The sequence below is a fragment of the Olleya sp. HaHaR_3_96 genome (assembly GCF_019278545.1).
Lineage (GTDB): Bacteria > Bacteroidota > Bacteroidia > Flavobacteriales > Flavobacteriaceae > Olleya.
This window is the reverse complement of record NZ_CP058987.1, coordinates 3391020-3408127: the sequence shown is the minus strand read 5'-3', so window position 1 is coordinate 3408127 and position 17108 is coordinate 3391020. Positions and strand designations below refer to the sequence as shown.

The 17108-nt window shown below is 31.5% G+C and carries 17 protein-coding genes; 7 read left to right on the top strand and 10 right to left on the bottom strand.

Going from position 1 to position 17108, the window contains the following annotated elements; genetic code table 11:
* Positions 1 to 21: 21 nt before the first annotated feature.
* From H0I26_RS14960 to H0I26_RS14930, 7 genes are all read right to left on the bottom strand, one after another.
* Positions 22 to 687 carry a peroxiredoxin-like family protein gene (locus H0I26_RS14960; protein ID WP_218699796.1) on the bottom strand — a complete coding sequence of 222 codons (666 nt, stop codon included), beginning with the start codon at positions 685 to 687 and terminating at the stop codon, positions 22 to 24.
* 27 nt (positions 688 to 714) lie between these two features.
* Positions 715 to 1371 carry a DsbA family oxidoreductase gene (locus tag H0I26_RS14955; protein ID WP_101018950.1) on the bottom strand — a complete coding sequence of 219 codons (657 nt, stop codon included), beginning with the start codon at positions 1369 to 1371 and terminating at the stop codon, positions 715 to 717.
* Positions 1372 to 1422: 51 nt separating this feature from the next.
* On the bottom strand, positions 1423 to 2094 hold the full coding sequence (locus tag H0I26_RS14950; protein WP_101018949.1) for a hypothetical protein: 672 nt from the start codon (positions 2092 to 2094) through the stop codon (positions 1423 to 1425).
* Positions 2095 to 2118: 24 nt separating this feature from the next.
* Complete coding sequence (locus tag H0I26_RS14945) at positions 2119 to 2433, bottom strand: EthD family reductase (protein WP_101018948.1); 315 nt, start codon at positions 2431 to 2433, stop codon at positions 2119 to 2121.
* Between the two features lie 84 nt (positions 2434 to 2517).
* The gene (locus H0I26_RS14940) at positions 2518 to 3066 is read right to left on the bottom strand and encodes a carboxymuconolactone decarboxylase family protein (RefSeq protein WP_101018947.1); all 549 of its coding nucleotides are present in this window, start codon (positions 3064 to 3066) and stop codon (positions 2518 to 2520) included.
* 71 nt (positions 3067 to 3137) lie between these two features.
* The gene (locus tag H0I26_RS14935; RefSeq protein WP_218699795.1) at positions 3138 to 3701 is read right to left on the bottom strand and encodes a TetR/AcrR family transcriptional regulator; all 564 of its coding nucleotides are present in this window, start codon (positions 3699 to 3701) and stop codon (positions 3138 to 3140) included.
* 60 nt (positions 3702 to 3761) lie between these two features.
* Entirely contained in the window at positions 3762 to 4853 is a 1092-nt protein-coding gene (locus tag H0I26_RS14930; protein ID WP_218699794.1) for a heparan-alpha-glucosaminide N-acetyltransferase domain-containing protein, read from the bottom strand.
* Between the two features lie 65 nt (positions 4854 to 4918).
* Here H0I26_RS14930 and H0I26_RS14925 point away from each other — a divergent pair, with 65 nt between their 5' ends.
* Entirely contained in the window at positions 4919 to 6295 is a 1377-nt protein-coding gene (locus tag H0I26_RS14925; protein ID WP_218699793.1) for an alanine/glycine:cation symporter family protein, read from the top strand.
* 100 nt (positions 6296 to 6395) lie between these two features.
* Positions 6396 to 7454, top strand: coding sequence for a right-handed parallel beta-helix repeat-containing protein (locus tag H0I26_RS14920; protein WP_218699792.1), 1059 nt, complete (start codon positions 6396 to 6398; stop codon positions 7452 to 7454).
* Between the two features lie 125 nt (positions 7455 to 7579).
* On the opposite strand, the gene H0I26_RS14915 is transcribed toward H0I26_RS14920, so the two are convergent.
* The 3 genes from H0I26_RS14915 to H0I26_RS14905 all read right to left on the bottom strand — a co-directional run bounded on the left by H0I26_RS14915 (position 7580) and on the right by H0I26_RS14905 (position 12798).
* Positions 7580 to 9751, bottom strand: a complete 2172-nt coding sequence (locus tag H0I26_RS14915) for a DUF3857 domain-containing protein (protein ID WP_218699791.1) — start codon at positions 9749 to 9751, stop codon at positions 7580 to 7582.
* Positions 9751 to 11673, bottom strand: a complete 1923-nt coding sequence (locus H0I26_RS14910) for a transglutaminase-like domain-containing protein (RefSeq protein ID WP_218699790.1) — start codon at positions 11671 to 11673, stop codon at positions 9751 to 9753. The genes H0I26_RS14915 and H0I26_RS14910 overlap by 1 nt, the downstream gene beginning before the upstream one ends.
* Before the next feature lie 204 nt (positions 11674 to 11877).
* Positions 11878 to 12798, bottom strand: coding sequence for an AraC family transcriptional regulator (locus H0I26_RS14905; protein ID WP_218699789.1), 921 nt, complete (start codon positions 12796 to 12798; stop codon positions 11878 to 11880).
* Between the two features lie 172 nt (positions 12799 to 12970).
* On the opposite strand from H0I26_RS14905, the gene H0I26_RS14900 reads away from it, so the two are divergent.
* The 5 genes from H0I26_RS14900 (at position 12971) to H0I26_RS14880 (ending at position 17091) form a co-directional block, all read left to right on the top strand.
* Positions 12971 to 14470: an aldehyde dehydrogenase family protein gene (locus tag H0I26_RS14900; RefSeq protein WP_218699788.1), complete on the top strand. Its 1500-nt coding sequence runs from the start codon at positions 12971 to 12973 to the stop codon at positions 14468 to 14470.
* Between the two features lie 67 nt (positions 14471 to 14537).
* Entirely contained in the window at positions 14538 to 14891 is a 354-nt protein-coding gene (locus H0I26_RS14895; RefSeq protein ID WP_218699787.1) for a DUF779 domain-containing protein, read from the top strand.
* Between the two features lie 153 nt (positions 14892 to 15044).
* Complete coding sequence (locus H0I26_RS14890; protein WP_218699786.1) at positions 15045 to 15464, top strand: terminase gpP N-terminus-related DNA-binding protein; 420 nt, start codon at positions 15045 to 15047, stop codon at positions 15462 to 15464.
* 106 nt (positions 15465 to 15570) lie between these two features.
* Positions 15571 to 16818, top strand: a complete 1248-nt coding sequence (locus tag H0I26_RS14885) for a hypothetical protein (RefSeq protein WP_218699785.1) — start codon at positions 15571 to 15573, stop codon at positions 16816 to 16818.
* A 12-nt stretch (positions 16819 to 16830) separates the two neighbouring features.
* Positions 16831 to 17091: a DUF4212 domain-containing protein gene (locus tag H0I26_RS14880; protein WP_090838695.1), complete on the top strand. Its 261-nt coding sequence runs from the start codon at positions 16831 to 16833 to the stop codon at positions 17089 to 17091.
* Positions 17092 to 17108: the final 17 nt, after the last annotated feature.

Genomic DNA, 17108 nt, shown 5'->3' with positions numbered 1-17108 from the left:
TAGTTTGTTTTAGAATTAATTTTAGTTTAGTTTTTTTAATGCAGTTAATATATCCGAAACTTCTGCACGTTTAGTATAATCAGCATCTAAAAACGCATATTGTATAACTCCATTGGTGTCTATAACGTAGGTTGCTGCTAGTGGTAATTGGTTACTAGCGTCTCCATTTACTTTATTTAACCCAAAACCGGCATTATAAATGGAAGCAACATCATCGGTTAGGGTATAAACGACACCGTATTCTTTTCCAACAGTATTTTCTAAATCACTTAAAACAGAGAATTCAAGATTGTTTTTTTCTGAAGTACTTAAAGAGTTATCAGGTAGTTCTGGAGTCAAAGCCAAAAGTGTAGCACCTTCGTTTTTAAATTCAGGTAATTTGTCTTGTAAAGCGTGCAATGTAATGTTGCAATACGGACACCACCCACCTCTGTACCAAGTTAAAACGACTGGTCCGTTTTTTAATTCGTCATACAAGTTGACAGATTCATTTAAAGCATTTTTTAAAGTAAAATTAAGCGCTTTGTCTCCAACGTTTAAAGCATTTTCTACTACACCAGACTTGGCAACACTTGCAATTCCATCTGCATATATTTGTTTTTTTTCATCTGAGAATTTGGCAGCACCTGCTTGACGTACTTCATCTAACAAAACGTCCAATTCTCCTGTGTTTTTGTTGTTGTCCATGTGTTGTGTGTTAAATAATCGGTTATATTAAACCGATTGTTGTTCTTTAATTAATTCAGTTAAAACTTGTTTAAAGGTATCCACAGGTTGTGCACCTGTAACCGCGCTTTTTCTATTAAAAACAACCGTTGGTACAGAATTTACACCCATGTTTTTCCAATAGTCTTGTTTTGTTCTTACTTCTTTACGGGCTTCTTCGTTGTCTAATTTAGCTAAAGCTTCGTCAGCATTTAAACCAACGTCTAAAAGTGCTGCTCTTAAAATATCATGTTTAGAGACATCTTTACGATCACTAAAAAACGCTTTAGTTAATGTCATCTTTAGTTCGGTTTGTTTACCAAAATCTTTTGCATATTCTAATAGCACGTGTGCGTCAAAAGTGTTGACCATACGCATGTCATCAAAATAATCGAATGTAAAACCTAATTCGGCACCAATCTCTGTCATGTTACGTTTAGATTCCTTTTGTTGCTCTGTAGTCGATCCGTATTTTTCGGTAATATGTTCGTTTACATTTTGACCTTCGGCAGGCATGTTTGGATTTAATTCAAAGGGTTGCCATTCTATTTCTACTTGATCTTCAACACCAAGTTCTTTTATTGCTTTTTCTAAGCGTTTGTATCCAATGGTACACCAAGGACATACAACGTCAGAAACGATATCTATTTTAAGTTTATTTGCCATGTTTTTATGTTTTAATTCAATTTTATACTTATTTCTATACTGCTAATCTAGTTATTTACTAATTAGATTACTATTGAGAAAACGGTGTTCATTTTCTTCATCTTTTGTGTCTTTATCTGTTGATACAACATTTAAAACCATAGAATTGACAATTCTGCTTTTATTTAAATCTTGATTTATAATTAAGGCTTTATGAAATACGCCTAAAGTATCTACATTGGCTTTTGGACTGCTATTATTGATTATAACAATAGAATAATGATCCTTTTCTGCTATTTTTATTTTTGAAGTGAAAGGCATTAACATATCTTCATCTTCCTTGAAAACAGGTGTAAATTTATTGAAATAATCTTCAGGTGTTTTATATACCTTATTGGCGAAAGCATGATAATCTGCCAAATGCAATTCGCTGTCTATTGCGCTAGGCTCATAGCCCAATAATAGTATAGATTGATCTGCAGCGTTGTCTACGTGAAATGGTGTGTTTACCTGTTGGTCAAAGCGTACAAGCCAATGATAGCTTAGTTTTTTGTTGAATGTTGAAACACTAAGTTTCGATAATTCTTTTTTTAAATCTATCATAATAGATCTAAAATGATAAGGTGTTATTTCTTTTTTATTGAAAACTAGAGACATAAAGCCAAGAGTTTCTGTAGTCGTTCTAAAAACGTTCTGGAAACTCTTTTTTGCTATGTTTTTTATTGATTCTTCCTTAATTTTCATTAAAACACTTTTTATGTTTCTTTTTTAGAAAGTAACCAATTCACTAATTTGAAGCACACCTTCAACATTACTGTAATTTTTAACATCATCAGCAAACGTTTTTGCATGAGGTCCAAAAGCAGCTTGAAAAGCAGCAACATCATCAAATTTTAAATGCGCAATAGCGACATAAGGTGCGGGCTCTCCAGGAACTCTGCTCGCGATACCTAAGTCTAGTTCTAAACCTTTTAAGGTATCACCAAGGGCATCAACAATCATTGGTAAATGACTGTTAGTGTAGTAATCAGAATCAAACGTTACGTCTTTACCGTTTGGATACATTACAGATACTTTTATCATAATATGTTTTTTATAAAATTAATAAACCTTCTGCAAAAAGAACAGAAGGTTTACAGCTATTTATTAATACTAAAGGGGAATGCCTTATTTTTTCCAAGCAAAAGCTTTGAAAGCATCGTCTACCGGAGTATTTGCGATGTGGTTTGTGTAGTTACTAATTACTTTTTGAGACAACCCTAGAATTATTTCTAATACTTGTTGCTCACCATATCCAGCAGCATAAAAAGTAGTTAAATCGTCTTGTGTTACATTACCACGGTTTCTAACAATTGTTAATGTCATAGTACGTAAAGCTTCTAATTTAGGATTTTCTAAAGGTGCTTCATTACGTAAAGCTTCTGTGATTGCGTCATCAACTTTCATCATTTTTGCAATTCCTGTATGTGCTGGTACGCAATAATGACAGCCGTGTTCAACATTTATGGCTTGCCATACAACAGTTAATTCTTCTTCATTAAACGACGTTTGAGTAAATAATTCGTGTAATTTTTGGTAGGCGTCTAATAATTGAGGAGCACCTGCTAAAACACCATGTAAACCAGGAATCATTCCGTAAGCTTTTTGTGAGCCTTCTAATAATGGTTTTGCTTGTTCAGGAGCAGAGGCGATGTTGTGAATTTTTAAAGTTGTCATAATATTTTTTATTTTAATGTTTGTTAATTATTTCTAAACGCTCGTTTAGTTATTGTTTAAAAAAAAGGATTTTAAATTTTCTCAAAAATCATTTCTATGTAATCTTCTATTTCTTCTTTTGTGTTTACTCTTGACGCTGCAGCTAATCCGTGCTTTGCTAAAAGTAAATAATTAGCTTGTTTTAATACAGTGGCTTCATCTTTATTGGAGTCCAATGCTAACTTTTGGATAATAATCTCTTTTAGATTGGCCATAAACACAGTCATTTGTGCTTTTACTAACTCATCTTCGGTTTCATAAAACTCATTATAAGTGTTTGTTACTAAACAACCTTTTATATGGTCGCTTTTAAAATTAGAACTTACAGAATCGTAAAAAAATTGTTTGATATCTTCAACACCTTCCGTTCCGTTTTTTAACTTTTCTAAAGTCACACTGACCTTTGCTTTGTATTGTTTTAGGCTTTCTAAAAACAACCCATGTTTACTTTCAAAACTAGAATAGATGGAAAATTTGTTAATGCCCATTGCTTTTTCAAGCATTTGCATAGAGGTATTTTCATAGCCATTACGCCAAAACAATTGCATAGCCTTGTCAACAACCTCTTCCTCTATATATTGCTTTTTTCTAGCCATTATTTCTGATTACAGAACAAAACTAACCAATCGGTTAGATATAACAATAGACTTTAACATTTATTTAGTTTTTACCTTATTATAAAAACGTCTTATTTTATTATAAATATAAGTATTAGTCTTTACGTAATAAAAGGAAATAAAACACACAACTACTATAAAGACTATAGCTCCGATAATGGCTTGTGTTGGTGTTAGGCTTTTATAAAAGAATTGTTTTAAGCTTAAACCAGTAAAACTTCCGTAAATAATCATAAAGTGTATCACGTAAATAGATAGTGTTTTTTGTCCAATTCTAGTTACAATAGGTTGTTTTAATTGGTTTTCAAAAGTGTAAAATAACCCAAAAATTACCAAGACATTGCCTAAGCGACTAAATAAATAATTATAATCAGCACTTCTAGTAAATAATGGTAAGTTAAATGTGTTGTCTAAAATTTTTAAAGCATCGGAAGAGTAGAAGCTTAAGAATATTCCAATAATTAAGAAACCTATTATTTTAAAGACTTTGTAGTTGCTTTTATGACCAAATTTTGAAAACAATACAGCAATAAAACCACCAAACGAGACATAGCCAAACCAAGGAATAATGGTAAAAACAGATCCGTTTTGTAGACTTAAATAGTTAGAAAATAAAATTGGTGCATTTTCAAATTTTAAAGTGCGATATAAAGGCTCTGACACAAATATGCTAAACCCAATAATTAAAAATAAACTGGCTAAAATTAGCTCATTTTTAAAGCTGATTTTATAGAGTAGTATTAAAATAATTAGAGATAATCCTATACATTGTAAAACATCTACTTGTAAAAAATTCATATTGACTTGCCCGTACATCAAGCTAAAAAACGAAAAACGTAAGGCATAACCAAGTCCTATAAGTAGGATCCCTCGGTTAAGTCCTTTTTTTATACGTTCTTTATCTGTATCTTTTTCTTTCGCTTTTAATAATAAAAACACAAAGACTAAACCAGTGATTGTAAAAAAAACAGGAGCTGTTATTCCCCTAAAATAGGCCCAAACATTGTAAATAGTATTAGAAGTATCTCTGTAAATAGGGTTTAAAAGGGAATCTATAAAATGACCTTGTAGCATCATTAAAATAGCAAAAGCTCTTACGGCGTCAAGAAAAAATAGTCTGGTTGGTTTCAAATGGTAATATTTGTTAGTGATGTAAAGATAATAGTTATATTTAAAGTCTAAAACTTTAGGATAATATGTATGATAAAATAAATGAGTGGGTTGGAGATTTTGCCTCTTTTGTTTGGGGACTACCATTGTTAATTTTGTTAATTGGAGGAGGATTATATCTATTAATATTATCCGAATTTTTACCTTTTAGATATTTAGGACATGCCATACAAGTGTTGCGTGGTAAGTATGATAATAAAGATGATGACGGAGAAATCACTCATTTTCAAGCCTTAACAACAGCATTGTCCTCAACTATTGGTATGGGGAATATTGCAGGTGTCGCAGTCGCGATATCCATTGGAGGACCAGGTGCTGTGTTTTGGATGTGGATTAGTGCTATAGTTGGTATGTCTACCAAGTTTTTTACCTCAAGTTTAGCTATAATGTATCGTGGTAAGGATAGTGAAGGTAACACCCAAGGTGGTCCCATGTATTTTATAATGGAAGGTTTAGGTCAAAATTGGAAACCATTAGCTATGTTTTTTAGTGCTTGTGGTTTAATTGGGGCATTACCGGTGTTTAACGTAAACCAATTAACACAAGCTATTAATGATATTGTTTTAAAACCTAATGGGATTGCTGTAAATTTCACTTCAAATTTAATTATTGGATTGGTGTTAGTCGCGATCACTTCTGTTGTGATTTTAGGAGGTTTAAACCGAATAAGTAAAGTGGCCTCCAAATTAGTACCAAGTATGGTATTGTTGTATTTTGTATTGATACTTATTATTTTGTTCGCTAATGCGGAAGTCGTGCCAACGTATTTTAAGTTGATTTTTACAGATGCTTTTGCAGCAGAAAATTATAAAGGAGATGCTTTTTTAGGAGGTCTTTTAGGTGGGTTGATCGTTTTAGGAATCCGACGTGGTGCATTTTCAAACGAAGCAGGTATTGGTACAGCGCCTTTGGCCCACGGAGCAGCAAAAACTAACGAGCCGATTCGCGAAGGTTTAGTAGCCATGTTAGGACCCGCAATTGATACATTAATAGTATGTACACTAACAGCTTTAGCTATTTTAGTCACCGGTGTTTGGGAAACCACAGATGCCAACGGAGTGAGTTTAACAGCAAAAGCATTTAGTAGTGCTATGCCTCTTTATGGTAAGTATTTATTGTTAATTTGTATTGTGGTGTTTAGTGTGTCGTCTTTATTTTCGTACTCTTATTACGGTAGTAAATGTCTATCATTTTTGATAGGAGATAAAAATAAACACTATTACAATTACTTTTATATCGTGAGTATCATTTTAGGTGCTACAACATCCTTGGCTTTAATGATTAATTTAATTGATGGTGTTTTTGCTTTAATGGCAATTCCAACAATGACTGCAACTTTAATTTTATCACCACGAGTAGTAAAAGCAGCAAAGGATTATTTTAGTAGAATGAAAGATTTATAAGTAATATCCTCATTGATAGAAAGCTTTTTTTGTTGAAAATAATCTAAAAAATAATTTTTCACGTATATCATTATATTAACTAATCTCTTAAAAAAACTACATGAAACATTTTTTTACTTTTTTATTTTTATTTCTTTCAACATCCAGTCTATTTTCTCAAGTAAAACCAGACGCAAATAATACTGGTACAACTGGGACATTAACACTATATACGGGTGATGCTAATATTATTGAAGATGGTGCTATTTTAGAAAATTTAATTATAAATGGATCTTTAAATATTAAAGCTCCAAATGTAATTATTAGGAATTGTTTGATTAATACAACGGGTACTTATGGTATACGATGTAATTATGGTCATGAGAATATATTAATTGAAGATTGCGAAATAAGAGGTATGTCAAGCGCAGCGGTTTATGGTAGTGATTTTACAGCCAAACGATGTAAAGTTTGGGATAGTGGAGCTGATGGATTTAAACCTTCTAGTAATTTTTTAATAGAATCATGTTATATTTATAAATTAGGCTATATAGACGATGCGCATGCGGATGGTGTACAAATGGTAGCGGGTAATAATGGGGTTATACGATGGAATAATTTTGCAATGCCGTATGACGAACCTGGATATCATAATAGTCAGTGTATCATTATGTCTACTAATGTTGGTACTATTGATGATATTTTAATTGAAGACAACTGGATTAATGGCGGTGGCTATAGTGTTCAGATAATTGACAAAGGAAATGGGTATGGGGTGCCTACAAATGTTTCTGTCTTGAATAATTTATTTGGTAGAGATCACCAGTTTGGTCCAAAAAGAACAGATGATGGTGTTGTTTGGCAATGTAATACATACGAGGATAATGGCGAAGCTATTGGTGAATGCCCTGCTTTATCAGTAGAGAGTTTAACTATGGCTAATGGAATTAAAATGTATCCAAATCCAACGTCAGACTATTTAAACTTTAATTTCTCAGTAGATTTTTCTGGGATGTTGTTTATGTATGATGTAACTGGGAGGCAAGTGTTAGCATTAACACTTGGAGATACTATAGACAAGACGGTTTTCGTAAATTGTTCTGAATTTACTTCCGGAATTTATTTTGTTAAAATGAAGAGTAAGAACAAATCTTACGCTACTAAAATTATTATTGAATAAGAGTTTGAGAATAACAAAAGCTATGAGAACATCTATTGTTTAACACTAAGGCATGGTTTGTTTAGTTTGATATTAAGTAAAATAATAAAGGCCGCATATGTTTATATGTGGCCTTTATTATTATTTTAAGCTTTCTTTAAAAGAATTTTTTCATGAGTAAATTGTAACGCTTCTTCTAAAAATTGGACTAATAATGGCCAATCTTTGTTTGGAAGAAAAGAACTTTTATACACTTTTAGAGTGTCAATGATAAGAAGGTTTCCTTCGAGTTTTGCTGTACTAATAAAGGAACCAGCACTATTATCTACAGATTTATTTAATTTGTCTAATCCATTAACGTTATAGCCTTCTGGTATTTCTAGTTTTATTTGGTAACTAATAGATCTCGGAAAGGTCATATGTACATTTTCCGTTCTTACTTTTTGATCTTTATCAAGATCAACTTGACCGCCAATAAATTTTCCGATTTCAAAAATATAATTTGGACCAGCTTTTTTAATTAGACTATTTTCTATACTATAAGTCTCTTCAAATGAGAACAAGGAGTCTAAACCATAACGTCCAGTACTTTTAATATTAAAGTTGTAATCTTTAGCATCAGGTATATTAAATTCACTTTCAATACTTTTTTTAAGATTTTCTTTTTGTCTTTCTTCTAGTTTTTCAATTAAAGCGCTAAACTCTTTTTCAAATTTTATTTTTACCTTTTTATTACGAATAAGTTCTAGTAAAGATTCTGTGCCATATTTTTTGTAGTCTTCATTTACATAATCGTGAAGTAATAATGTAGAGTATTGTTCGTCTTCTTTAAAATGGCCTTTAAATTTATTTATTGTTGCTACGTTTATATTTGAGAAATCTTGATTTAATGATAAAGAGATTTCTTTTTGTATTACATTATCTTTATAAGTTGAACTCGGTAACTTACTTTTAGTAATACCCTCAATGCGACCTTTAGAATTAGAAAGTAAATAAACATCTGTACCTTCTAAATAAGGAGAGTACTGATTGATGCTTGTATGTGGACCAAAAAAGGAAAGATATAAAGGAGATGGTGTTTTTATTTTTAAAAGGACAGAAACATTTTGTTCTATTAAAAGATCCTCTATAGTACCATCGTATTTTTTCTTAGCAATTACAATATCATAATCTATTTTTTGACGTTTTAGAAATGAGGTGAAGTGTCGGATAAATTGTTTCTCATTTTGAATAAATACAGGGGAATTGCCATAGTAAGCAAATGGATTGTTTAGAATACTTGCTTCATTTACAAAAAAAGCTTCAATAAATCGCGTTAAGTAGTAATGGCGCATATAGTAATATGCATCTGTAACTTTTTTAGAGTCATCGGTATAGTCCTTTTTTTTGAAGAAATCTTTAAGATCTCCAATATCTCCTTGCGGTTTAAAACGGTTTTCATAAAGTTCTAAAACTTCTTCTTGAGACACACTTTCTTTTACGATATCTTCTTTTGAGGGTAAAAAGGCTAAGGCCTTTTTTTCGTAAGTACTTCTTCTTGCAAAGAAAACTTGAAATTTGTAGGATGGTAATTCTAAAAGTGAATAAAACCAAATAGGAAGTTCTCTTTTTTCAATATCATTGACTTCTAATTTATAACGACGTTGGTTGTTTTTCTCTGAAGTTAGCTCTTGTAATTTAGGAGCACCGTTATAGGTGTTAAAATTTAAAAAGAAATCATTTTCAGTTTCAAAAAACAGTTTAAATTCTAAGATAGGGTATTCTTCAGATAAGGTGTTTTCAACAGGGTCAAAACCTACAGGGTAAGTAGATTTGAAAGGTTCTACTTTGTAAAAGTAATAATCTATAATATCTCCAACTTCAAGATTAGATATGGCTAATTTATTTTCCCCATCGACTTCAATAGCATCTTTAGAAACATCAATAATAATCTCTTTCCCATCGGATTTAACTATTTTTACTCCAATTACGTTATCGCCTTTGCTTTTCCAAGTGTAGCGTCCTTTGTTTGATCTAAATCTGTTAACAAAAGAAAACTCAGAAAATTCTTCTACTGCAGCGGCATCTAATAATTTTACACGTTTTCTTATGGAAGTTGTATAGGTTACATTTTTTCCAAACTTGTGGAAATCGTAATTTTCATTTTTATATAGAATTACTGCAGATTCATTAACCCATTTTTCGGGAATGTCAAAACTAGATTTATGTGTGTCGTTTGCTCCCCAAAAAAAAGCTTCGGCTTTTTCTTCAATTTTTGTTTGACTATATAATTGAGTCGAAAGAATAAAAGCGAGTGTTATAATTAGTAGTTTTTTCATTATTGCTTGGTTAGGATAATTTGTTCTTTATATAAATTTGTCAGTTGTGAGATAAAATCATTCCATTGCGGGAAATCTTTTTTCTCAATTTTAGCATTAGTAATAGTGAAAGATTTATTATATTTTATAATATCGTTTTCTTTTAAGAAACTGACTGATAAATTATAGTTCTCATTTGTTATACTGATATTTTTCGGTAACTCAGAAACAGTATATCCTGAAGGGATTTTTAATCGCGTATTAGATTCTATATGTTTTTTAGCACTAAAAATGTAATCTGTCTCCCGTTCTTTAAAATCATAATTCAAAAATTCTTTATCAAAATCTAAATCCACATATAATGTGTTATCAAAGGAGGATATCGCGTTGTTTACTTTGACGTTATATGAAATGTCAATATTTGATTCCCTATCATTTAAGTCGTTAGTATTGATGTTTGAAACAGTAATATTATTATTTCCTTCATTTAAAAAATACTCTAAAAATGTATCTTTTTTGTCATTTTTAATAGTGTTAAAGTAATACAGCAAGCCAGATCGACTTTCTCCATTATATTGTTTTGTAACATTTCCTATAATAGTTTCTCCTTGTAATGATAGGTCGTAATTAAAAACTTCTTTATTAAATGAGGCTTTACTATTGGGTACCGTTTTTATGATGTACTTATCAGAATCTTCAATTAAAACTTGCTTACCTTGAATTCGATCCGCATATTCTCCAAAAGGATTGTATTTTTCTGTAGCATCTAAAAATATAGTTTTACCATCTTTAAATAATGTACATATCATATGGTTATCAACGGATAAACTTGGTATAGAATAATCGTATGCAATTCTTTTTGTACCAATCCAGGTTAATCTAGCGTCAAAACCTGCCTCAACAAGCATTTGTTTAGTCAAGTTTGCCATTCCTTTGCAGTCTCCAAAACGTTTAGTGTATACCGAAGATGCTTCATCAGGCTTGAATCCAGCAATACCATCTTCAAAAGCGATATATCTAATATTATCTTGAACCCAGTAATAGATGTTTTTTATTTTGTCTTCATCAGTTTTTGCGTTTTTTGTTAGTTCAATAACTTTGTCTTTTAGTAATGAATTATCATTTTTTAACTCATTGGCCAGTGATTTATACCAATTGTATAAGTCTTGAGTATTTGCAAAAAGCACTTTTTTGTCATTTTTTATAGTATATGATTTAGCAAGTATTAAAATATGAGGATAAATATAAGTTGGCCCAGGAGCATTTTCTTCTTTAGACATTGCTTTTATATTTTCAATACTATAAGTATGCGTCTTGGACTTTCTTTTTGAATTACTTTTTGTTGTTTTAATTATGTCATAACCATCAAAATTCATTTCTTTTAATTCAATATCTAACCAGTCAGGGACTTCAATTTTAATAGTCTTTTTTACTATAGGATAATTGTCATTAAAATATAATTTAGTTAAATATTTTACATCTAAATATGTTTTATCAATGGTATTATGGTACTTATATCCTAATAAAGGAAAATCTATATTAGTATATTTTACACGAGTATCGACATGAAAGAGATCTTGACTAGTATAAGCTTCATCTATAATCCGAAAATAAGCGTCTTTATTTGTTTTATATGTTATGTTGAATGTATTTATCTCAGTTTGATCATCATAAACACAGTATAATTGAATATCTGATCGCGAATCTAAATTAATAAGTGTTTCTTTTAAAACGTGATTAACGGTTACTTTATCAGTGTTTTTATCATAACTAAAACTAAGTACGTCATCGCTGGCGTCTAAAGCGATATTGTCATCTGGAAATTGAGTTTTTAATTGCTCAGCGTATAGTTTTTCGGATGTTGTTGGGTCTGCTTTTTTTTGAGCTAATAAAAATTGAAAAGAAAATAAGGTTAGAATAAGGCAAACTGTAATTTTGGGCATAGCGTTTATTTAGAAAACGAATATAATTTTTTTTAAACTGTTACAGAAATAGTAAACTGTATTTTCGATAGATTACACTTATAGTTAATAGATAATAAAATCTAAAATTGTAAGTCGTTGTACTTTACTGTTTTTATATGTATTCTAAAAGAATTCAGTTGTAATAAAATAATACTACAGCATGTTGCGGAGGAAAGAAAGAGGTTAGATTTTATTAATTGACGCCTTAAATTGTTGCGGCGTCATTAGTTCCATTTTTTTAAATTGTCTATTAAAGTAACTGGTATTATTAAAACCAGATTTAAAGGCAATTTCGGACATCCTAAAATCTTTAGATTCTTTAATTAACTTTTTAGAAAATTTAATCTTTTCAGAATTTATATAATCAATAGGAGAGATGCCTAAGGTGTTTTTAAATTGTTTATGGAAGTGCGATGTGCTCATGTAAGCCTTTTTAGCCAGCAGATCAACACTAATATCTTTATCAGTTAAGTTCTCTTTTATATATTTAATGACAGTGCCTATTCTGGTGTCGTTAAAAACCTGATTAGGATCATTAATAATTAAAGACTTGGCTTTGGTTTGTAATAGTCTAACAATTAATTCCTGTATCATTAAGTCCAACAATACATCCTTAGATTTATTATTGTTTGTAAAAGTATAAGTCAGGCGTTCTATTAAATGATTAACATCTGTATTATTTATTAAGTGTGATGTGGTTTGGTCTAAATCCCAAGTATTATTCTCATTTTCAATAGCGACTTGCTGGTTAAATTTTTCAACAACCTCATCAATTTTAAAGGCATCAATTCCTAACGCTAAACATTGTGTTGGATTATTCTGTGTTGCACTGGGGAAGTCAATAACCATTTCTTTATTAGAAGGCATAACTACAGATTCGCCTGGAAAAAAGTCAAAAGAGTCATAACCATCAATATGCATAACTTTTTGGCCAGATAGCATACTTGCTATAATTGGAAAATTAAATGTTAACGAGACTTTTTCCGCGAAAGCGTGTGTTTCGTAGATGTTAAGTTCGGCATAGTCAGCACTATAAGTCGTTCTGTTTTCTACTAAAGTGGTTAGTTTTCTAGTGTTTAAATGTTGATTTAAAAGCGGTTTCATATTCAATGTTACAAAATTTTAGTTAACATATCTGTTAATAAGAGATATGTTCACAACTATGATAAATACGTGCAATAAACTTCGGATTTGATAAAATAACTTTATCAAAACTAAAGATAATATATTTTTTAAGATAAAAAATTATCTAATTACTAATTTAATATAATTTTATATGAGTTATTCAAAACCCGAGTTTAAAGCGGAATATGGCAATTTTATAAACGGAAAATTTGTTGCACCTATAGGAGGTCAATATTTCGAAAACACTTCTCCAATCGATAATAGCTTAATTGCAAAATATCCACGTTCTCAAAAAGAAGATGTAGAGCTGGCTTTAGATGCAGCAAATGCAGCTAAAGAAGCTTGGGGAAATACCTCTGCAACAGAAAGATCGACGTTATTAAATAAGGTAGCAGATATTATTGAAGCTAATTTAGAAGAATTTGCTATAGTAGAAACATGTGATAACGGAAAGCCAATTAGAGAAACATTAAATGCAGATATCCCTTTGGCAGTAGACCATTGGCGTTATTTTGCTGCTTGTATCAGATCGGAAGAAGGTAGTGCATCAGAATTAGATCAGAACACCTTATCATTAAATATTAAAGAGCCTTTAGGTGTTATTGGTCAAATTATCCCATGGAACTTTCCTTTGTTAATGTTGTCTTGGAAATTACCGCCAGCCTTAGTAACTGGTAATTGTGTGGTTTTAAAACCAGCAGAACAAACGCCTGCTAGTGCGACTTTGTTAATGGAAAAAATCGCAGAAGTATTTCCTCCGGGAGTTGTAAATATTGTTCATGGTTTTGGTCCAGAAGCCGGAAAACCTTTAGCGTCAAGTTCTAAAGTAGACAAAGTAGCCTTTACAGGAGAAACGACAACGGGACAATTAATCATGCAGTATGCGTCTAAAAATCTGAATCCTGTAACTATGGAATTAGGTGGGAAATCGCCAAACGTATTCTTTAATTCTGTTATGGATCATGATGATGCTTATTTAGATAAAGCTATTGAAGGTGCGGTTTTATTCGCTTTTAATAAAGGGGAAGTCTGTACGTGCCCCTCTAGATTATTAGTGCAAGAAGATATTTATGATGCTTTTATGGCACGTGTTGTAGAAAGAACTAATGCTATTATCCAGGGTAATCCATACGAGTTAAGTACCATGGTTGGTGCGCAGGCTTCTAAAGATCAATATGAGAAAATACAATCGTATTTTAAAATAGGAAAAGAAGAAGGTGCAAAAGTATTAACAGGTGGAGATGCTAGAAAACTAGAAGGAAACTTAGCTAATGGATTTTATATCCAACCCACTATTTTAGAAGGACATAACAAAATGCGAGTCTTCCAAGAAGAAATTTTTGGACCAGTACTTTGTGTGACTAAATTTAAAGATGAAGCGGAAGCTATCGAGATTGCAAATGACACGCTTTATGGACTAGGAGCAGGCGTTTGGACTAGAGATGCACATCAATTATATCAAATTCCACGAGCAATAAAAGCGGGTCGTGTTTGGGTAAATTGTTACCACGCGTATCCTGCGCATGCACCATTTGGAGGTTATAAAAAATCTGGATTTGGTAGAGAAAATCATGTGATGATGCTAAACTATTATCGTCAAACTAAAAACATGTTAATCTCTTATGATAAAAACAAATTAGGGTTCTTTTAGAAGTCATTTACTAATAAGACAAAAGGCTGAATTTAGTTAATTCAGCCTTTTTTAATACATTTAAGTTATGGAAAGAGTAGCAATTACAGAAGCGGCAATAACGGTTTTAGAACAACTAAAAGCAAAACATGGTGATTTGATTTTTCATCAAAGTGGCGGATGTTGTGACGGGTCTGCGCCTATGGTTTTTGAAAAAGGAGATATGTATCTAGATGAAAGTGATGTGTTGTTAGGAACGCTAAAAGGCGTTAATTTTTATATGAATCAGGATCAATTTGAATATTGGAAGCATACACACCTTACTGTGGACATCACTGAAGGGCGTGGTGCTAGCTTTTCTTTAGAAATCCCTTTAGGACTTCGGTTTTTAATTCATTCTAGGTTGTTAACTATAGAAGAAGAGGCGTTTTTTAATCGTTAATTCTAAATAGAAATTATTATTTTAATAATTTAAGCTCTAAAAATCAATGATATTGTTGTTTTTAGAGCTTTTTTTATGGGTAATAATTAATTATTTAACAATTCATTGTTGATTTTGTTGCTAAATTAATATATTTATGCTAAATTAATATACATGACTGTAGATTTATGTCCCAATTGTGGATCAGACCATTACATTAAAAGCGGAATTGTTAACGATAGACAGCGTTATAAGTGCAAAAAATGCAACTATTTTTTCTCTGTTAATAAGATAGGTAAGAAGATAGACGACTACTACGTTAACAAGTCACTGCAATTGTACTTAGAGGGATTGACTTACCGAGAAATCGAACGCATTTTAGGAATCTCTCACGTCAGTATCATGAATTGGGTTAAAAAGTACAATATTAAACGGCCATATAATTCTAATTACCATCCAACCTATAAGATTTTAAACGCTTCAGAACTAGGTGTTTATTTTAGTGATTCAAAAAACATAAAAGGAGCAGGGGTTATAGTTACTGAGTTGGGAGATAAATTTATGTTGATTAAATGGGAACGCTTTAAGGATTAGTATAGTAATTTAACAAATAAATATATTCATTTTCTTTTAATACATTGTTTTTAAGAGCTTAGTAGTGCACACAAAACCAATTAACTACTAATTAATCCTTTAAACAATGAAAAAACAAACCCTTTTATTGGCTGGACTCTTTTTAATGTCCATTCAATTAATCACCGCTCAAGGCTCTCCTGATTACGATGGAGGTCTTAAGTTTAAATTTAACGAAGATGGTTCTAAATATCTTCGGCTTATTTCTTGGGCGCAAGTCCAAGCTAATTACAATACAGACGATACATTTGATGCAAACGGAAACGAAAACAGTAAATTAAATTTTAATTTACGTCGTGCTCGTATTTTAATGTTTGCACAAATTAATGAGGACTTTTTAATCGTAACACACTTCGGATTAAATAGTTTAACAAGTGCTACATTAAGTCCAACAGGAAAAGGAGATGGGTCTCAACTCTTTTTTCATGATGTTTGGGCACAATACAATTTAGGTAAAGACCACACTGTTGGTGGGGGGTTACATTATTTTAATGGTATTTCAAGACTAAATAATCAAAGTACACTTAATATGATGACGCTGGATAATAACCGTCAATCTTGGGCAACCATTGGTTTATCCGATCAATTTGCACGTCATTTAGGTGTTTTTGCAAAAGGTAAATTTGATAAGCTTCAATATCGTGTCGCTATTAATGACGCTGCGGTATCAACACTGGACGGTCGCACAGCGGTTGCTGGAGGAGACGCAGTTTATAATGGTCGTGCTACTTTAGGATCTAAAGATGCAGGCAAAACATATGCAGGTTATTTTGATTATAATTTCTTAGATCAAGAATCTAATTTTCTGCCCTATAAAGTGGGGAGTTATTTAGGAGGAAAAAAGATTTTTAATGTTGGAGCAGGGTTCTTCTTGCATCCAAAAGGATCTGTAATTGATACTGGTACAGCATTAGCACCAAACTTGGAAGGTGAAGATGTTTCAATCTTTGCAGTAGATGCTTTTTATGATGCGCCACTTAGTGACAATGGAAGTGCAATAACGGCTTATGCGACCTATCAAAATAGCGATTACGGTAAGGATTACTTATACAGTGCTTATGGTACTGGAAGTATGATTTATGGTCATGTTGGTTATGTCTTTAAAGGCGATGTTACAAAAACAAGATTTCAACCTTATGTAAGTTACGGTACGCATAGTTATGATGCTGTAGGTGATAACCGATCTATATTAGGTGTTGGTGTTAACGCTTATATGAGTGGACATAATTCAAAATTAACTTTAGAATATAAAAACGAAGAATTTGGAGCTTTAGATGCAAATACTATTTCGCTTCAAGCTATGATTTATCTATAAAAACTAACAACTATGAGTGATAAACAAAAACACGCGTCAGCGTATTGGAAAGAAAATATTAAATATTTGGCAATACTTCTTGTCATATGGTTTGTGGTATCCTTTGGATGTGGCATTTTATTTAGAGAAGAGTTAGATCAATTTAGACTTGGAGGCTTTAAACTCGGTTTTTGGTTTGCCCAACAAGGATCTATATATGTATTCGTGATTTTAATATTTGTGTACGTAAGATTAATGAACAAACTAGATAAAAAATACGGTTTTGACGAGTAGTCTAAGCTAATAACTTA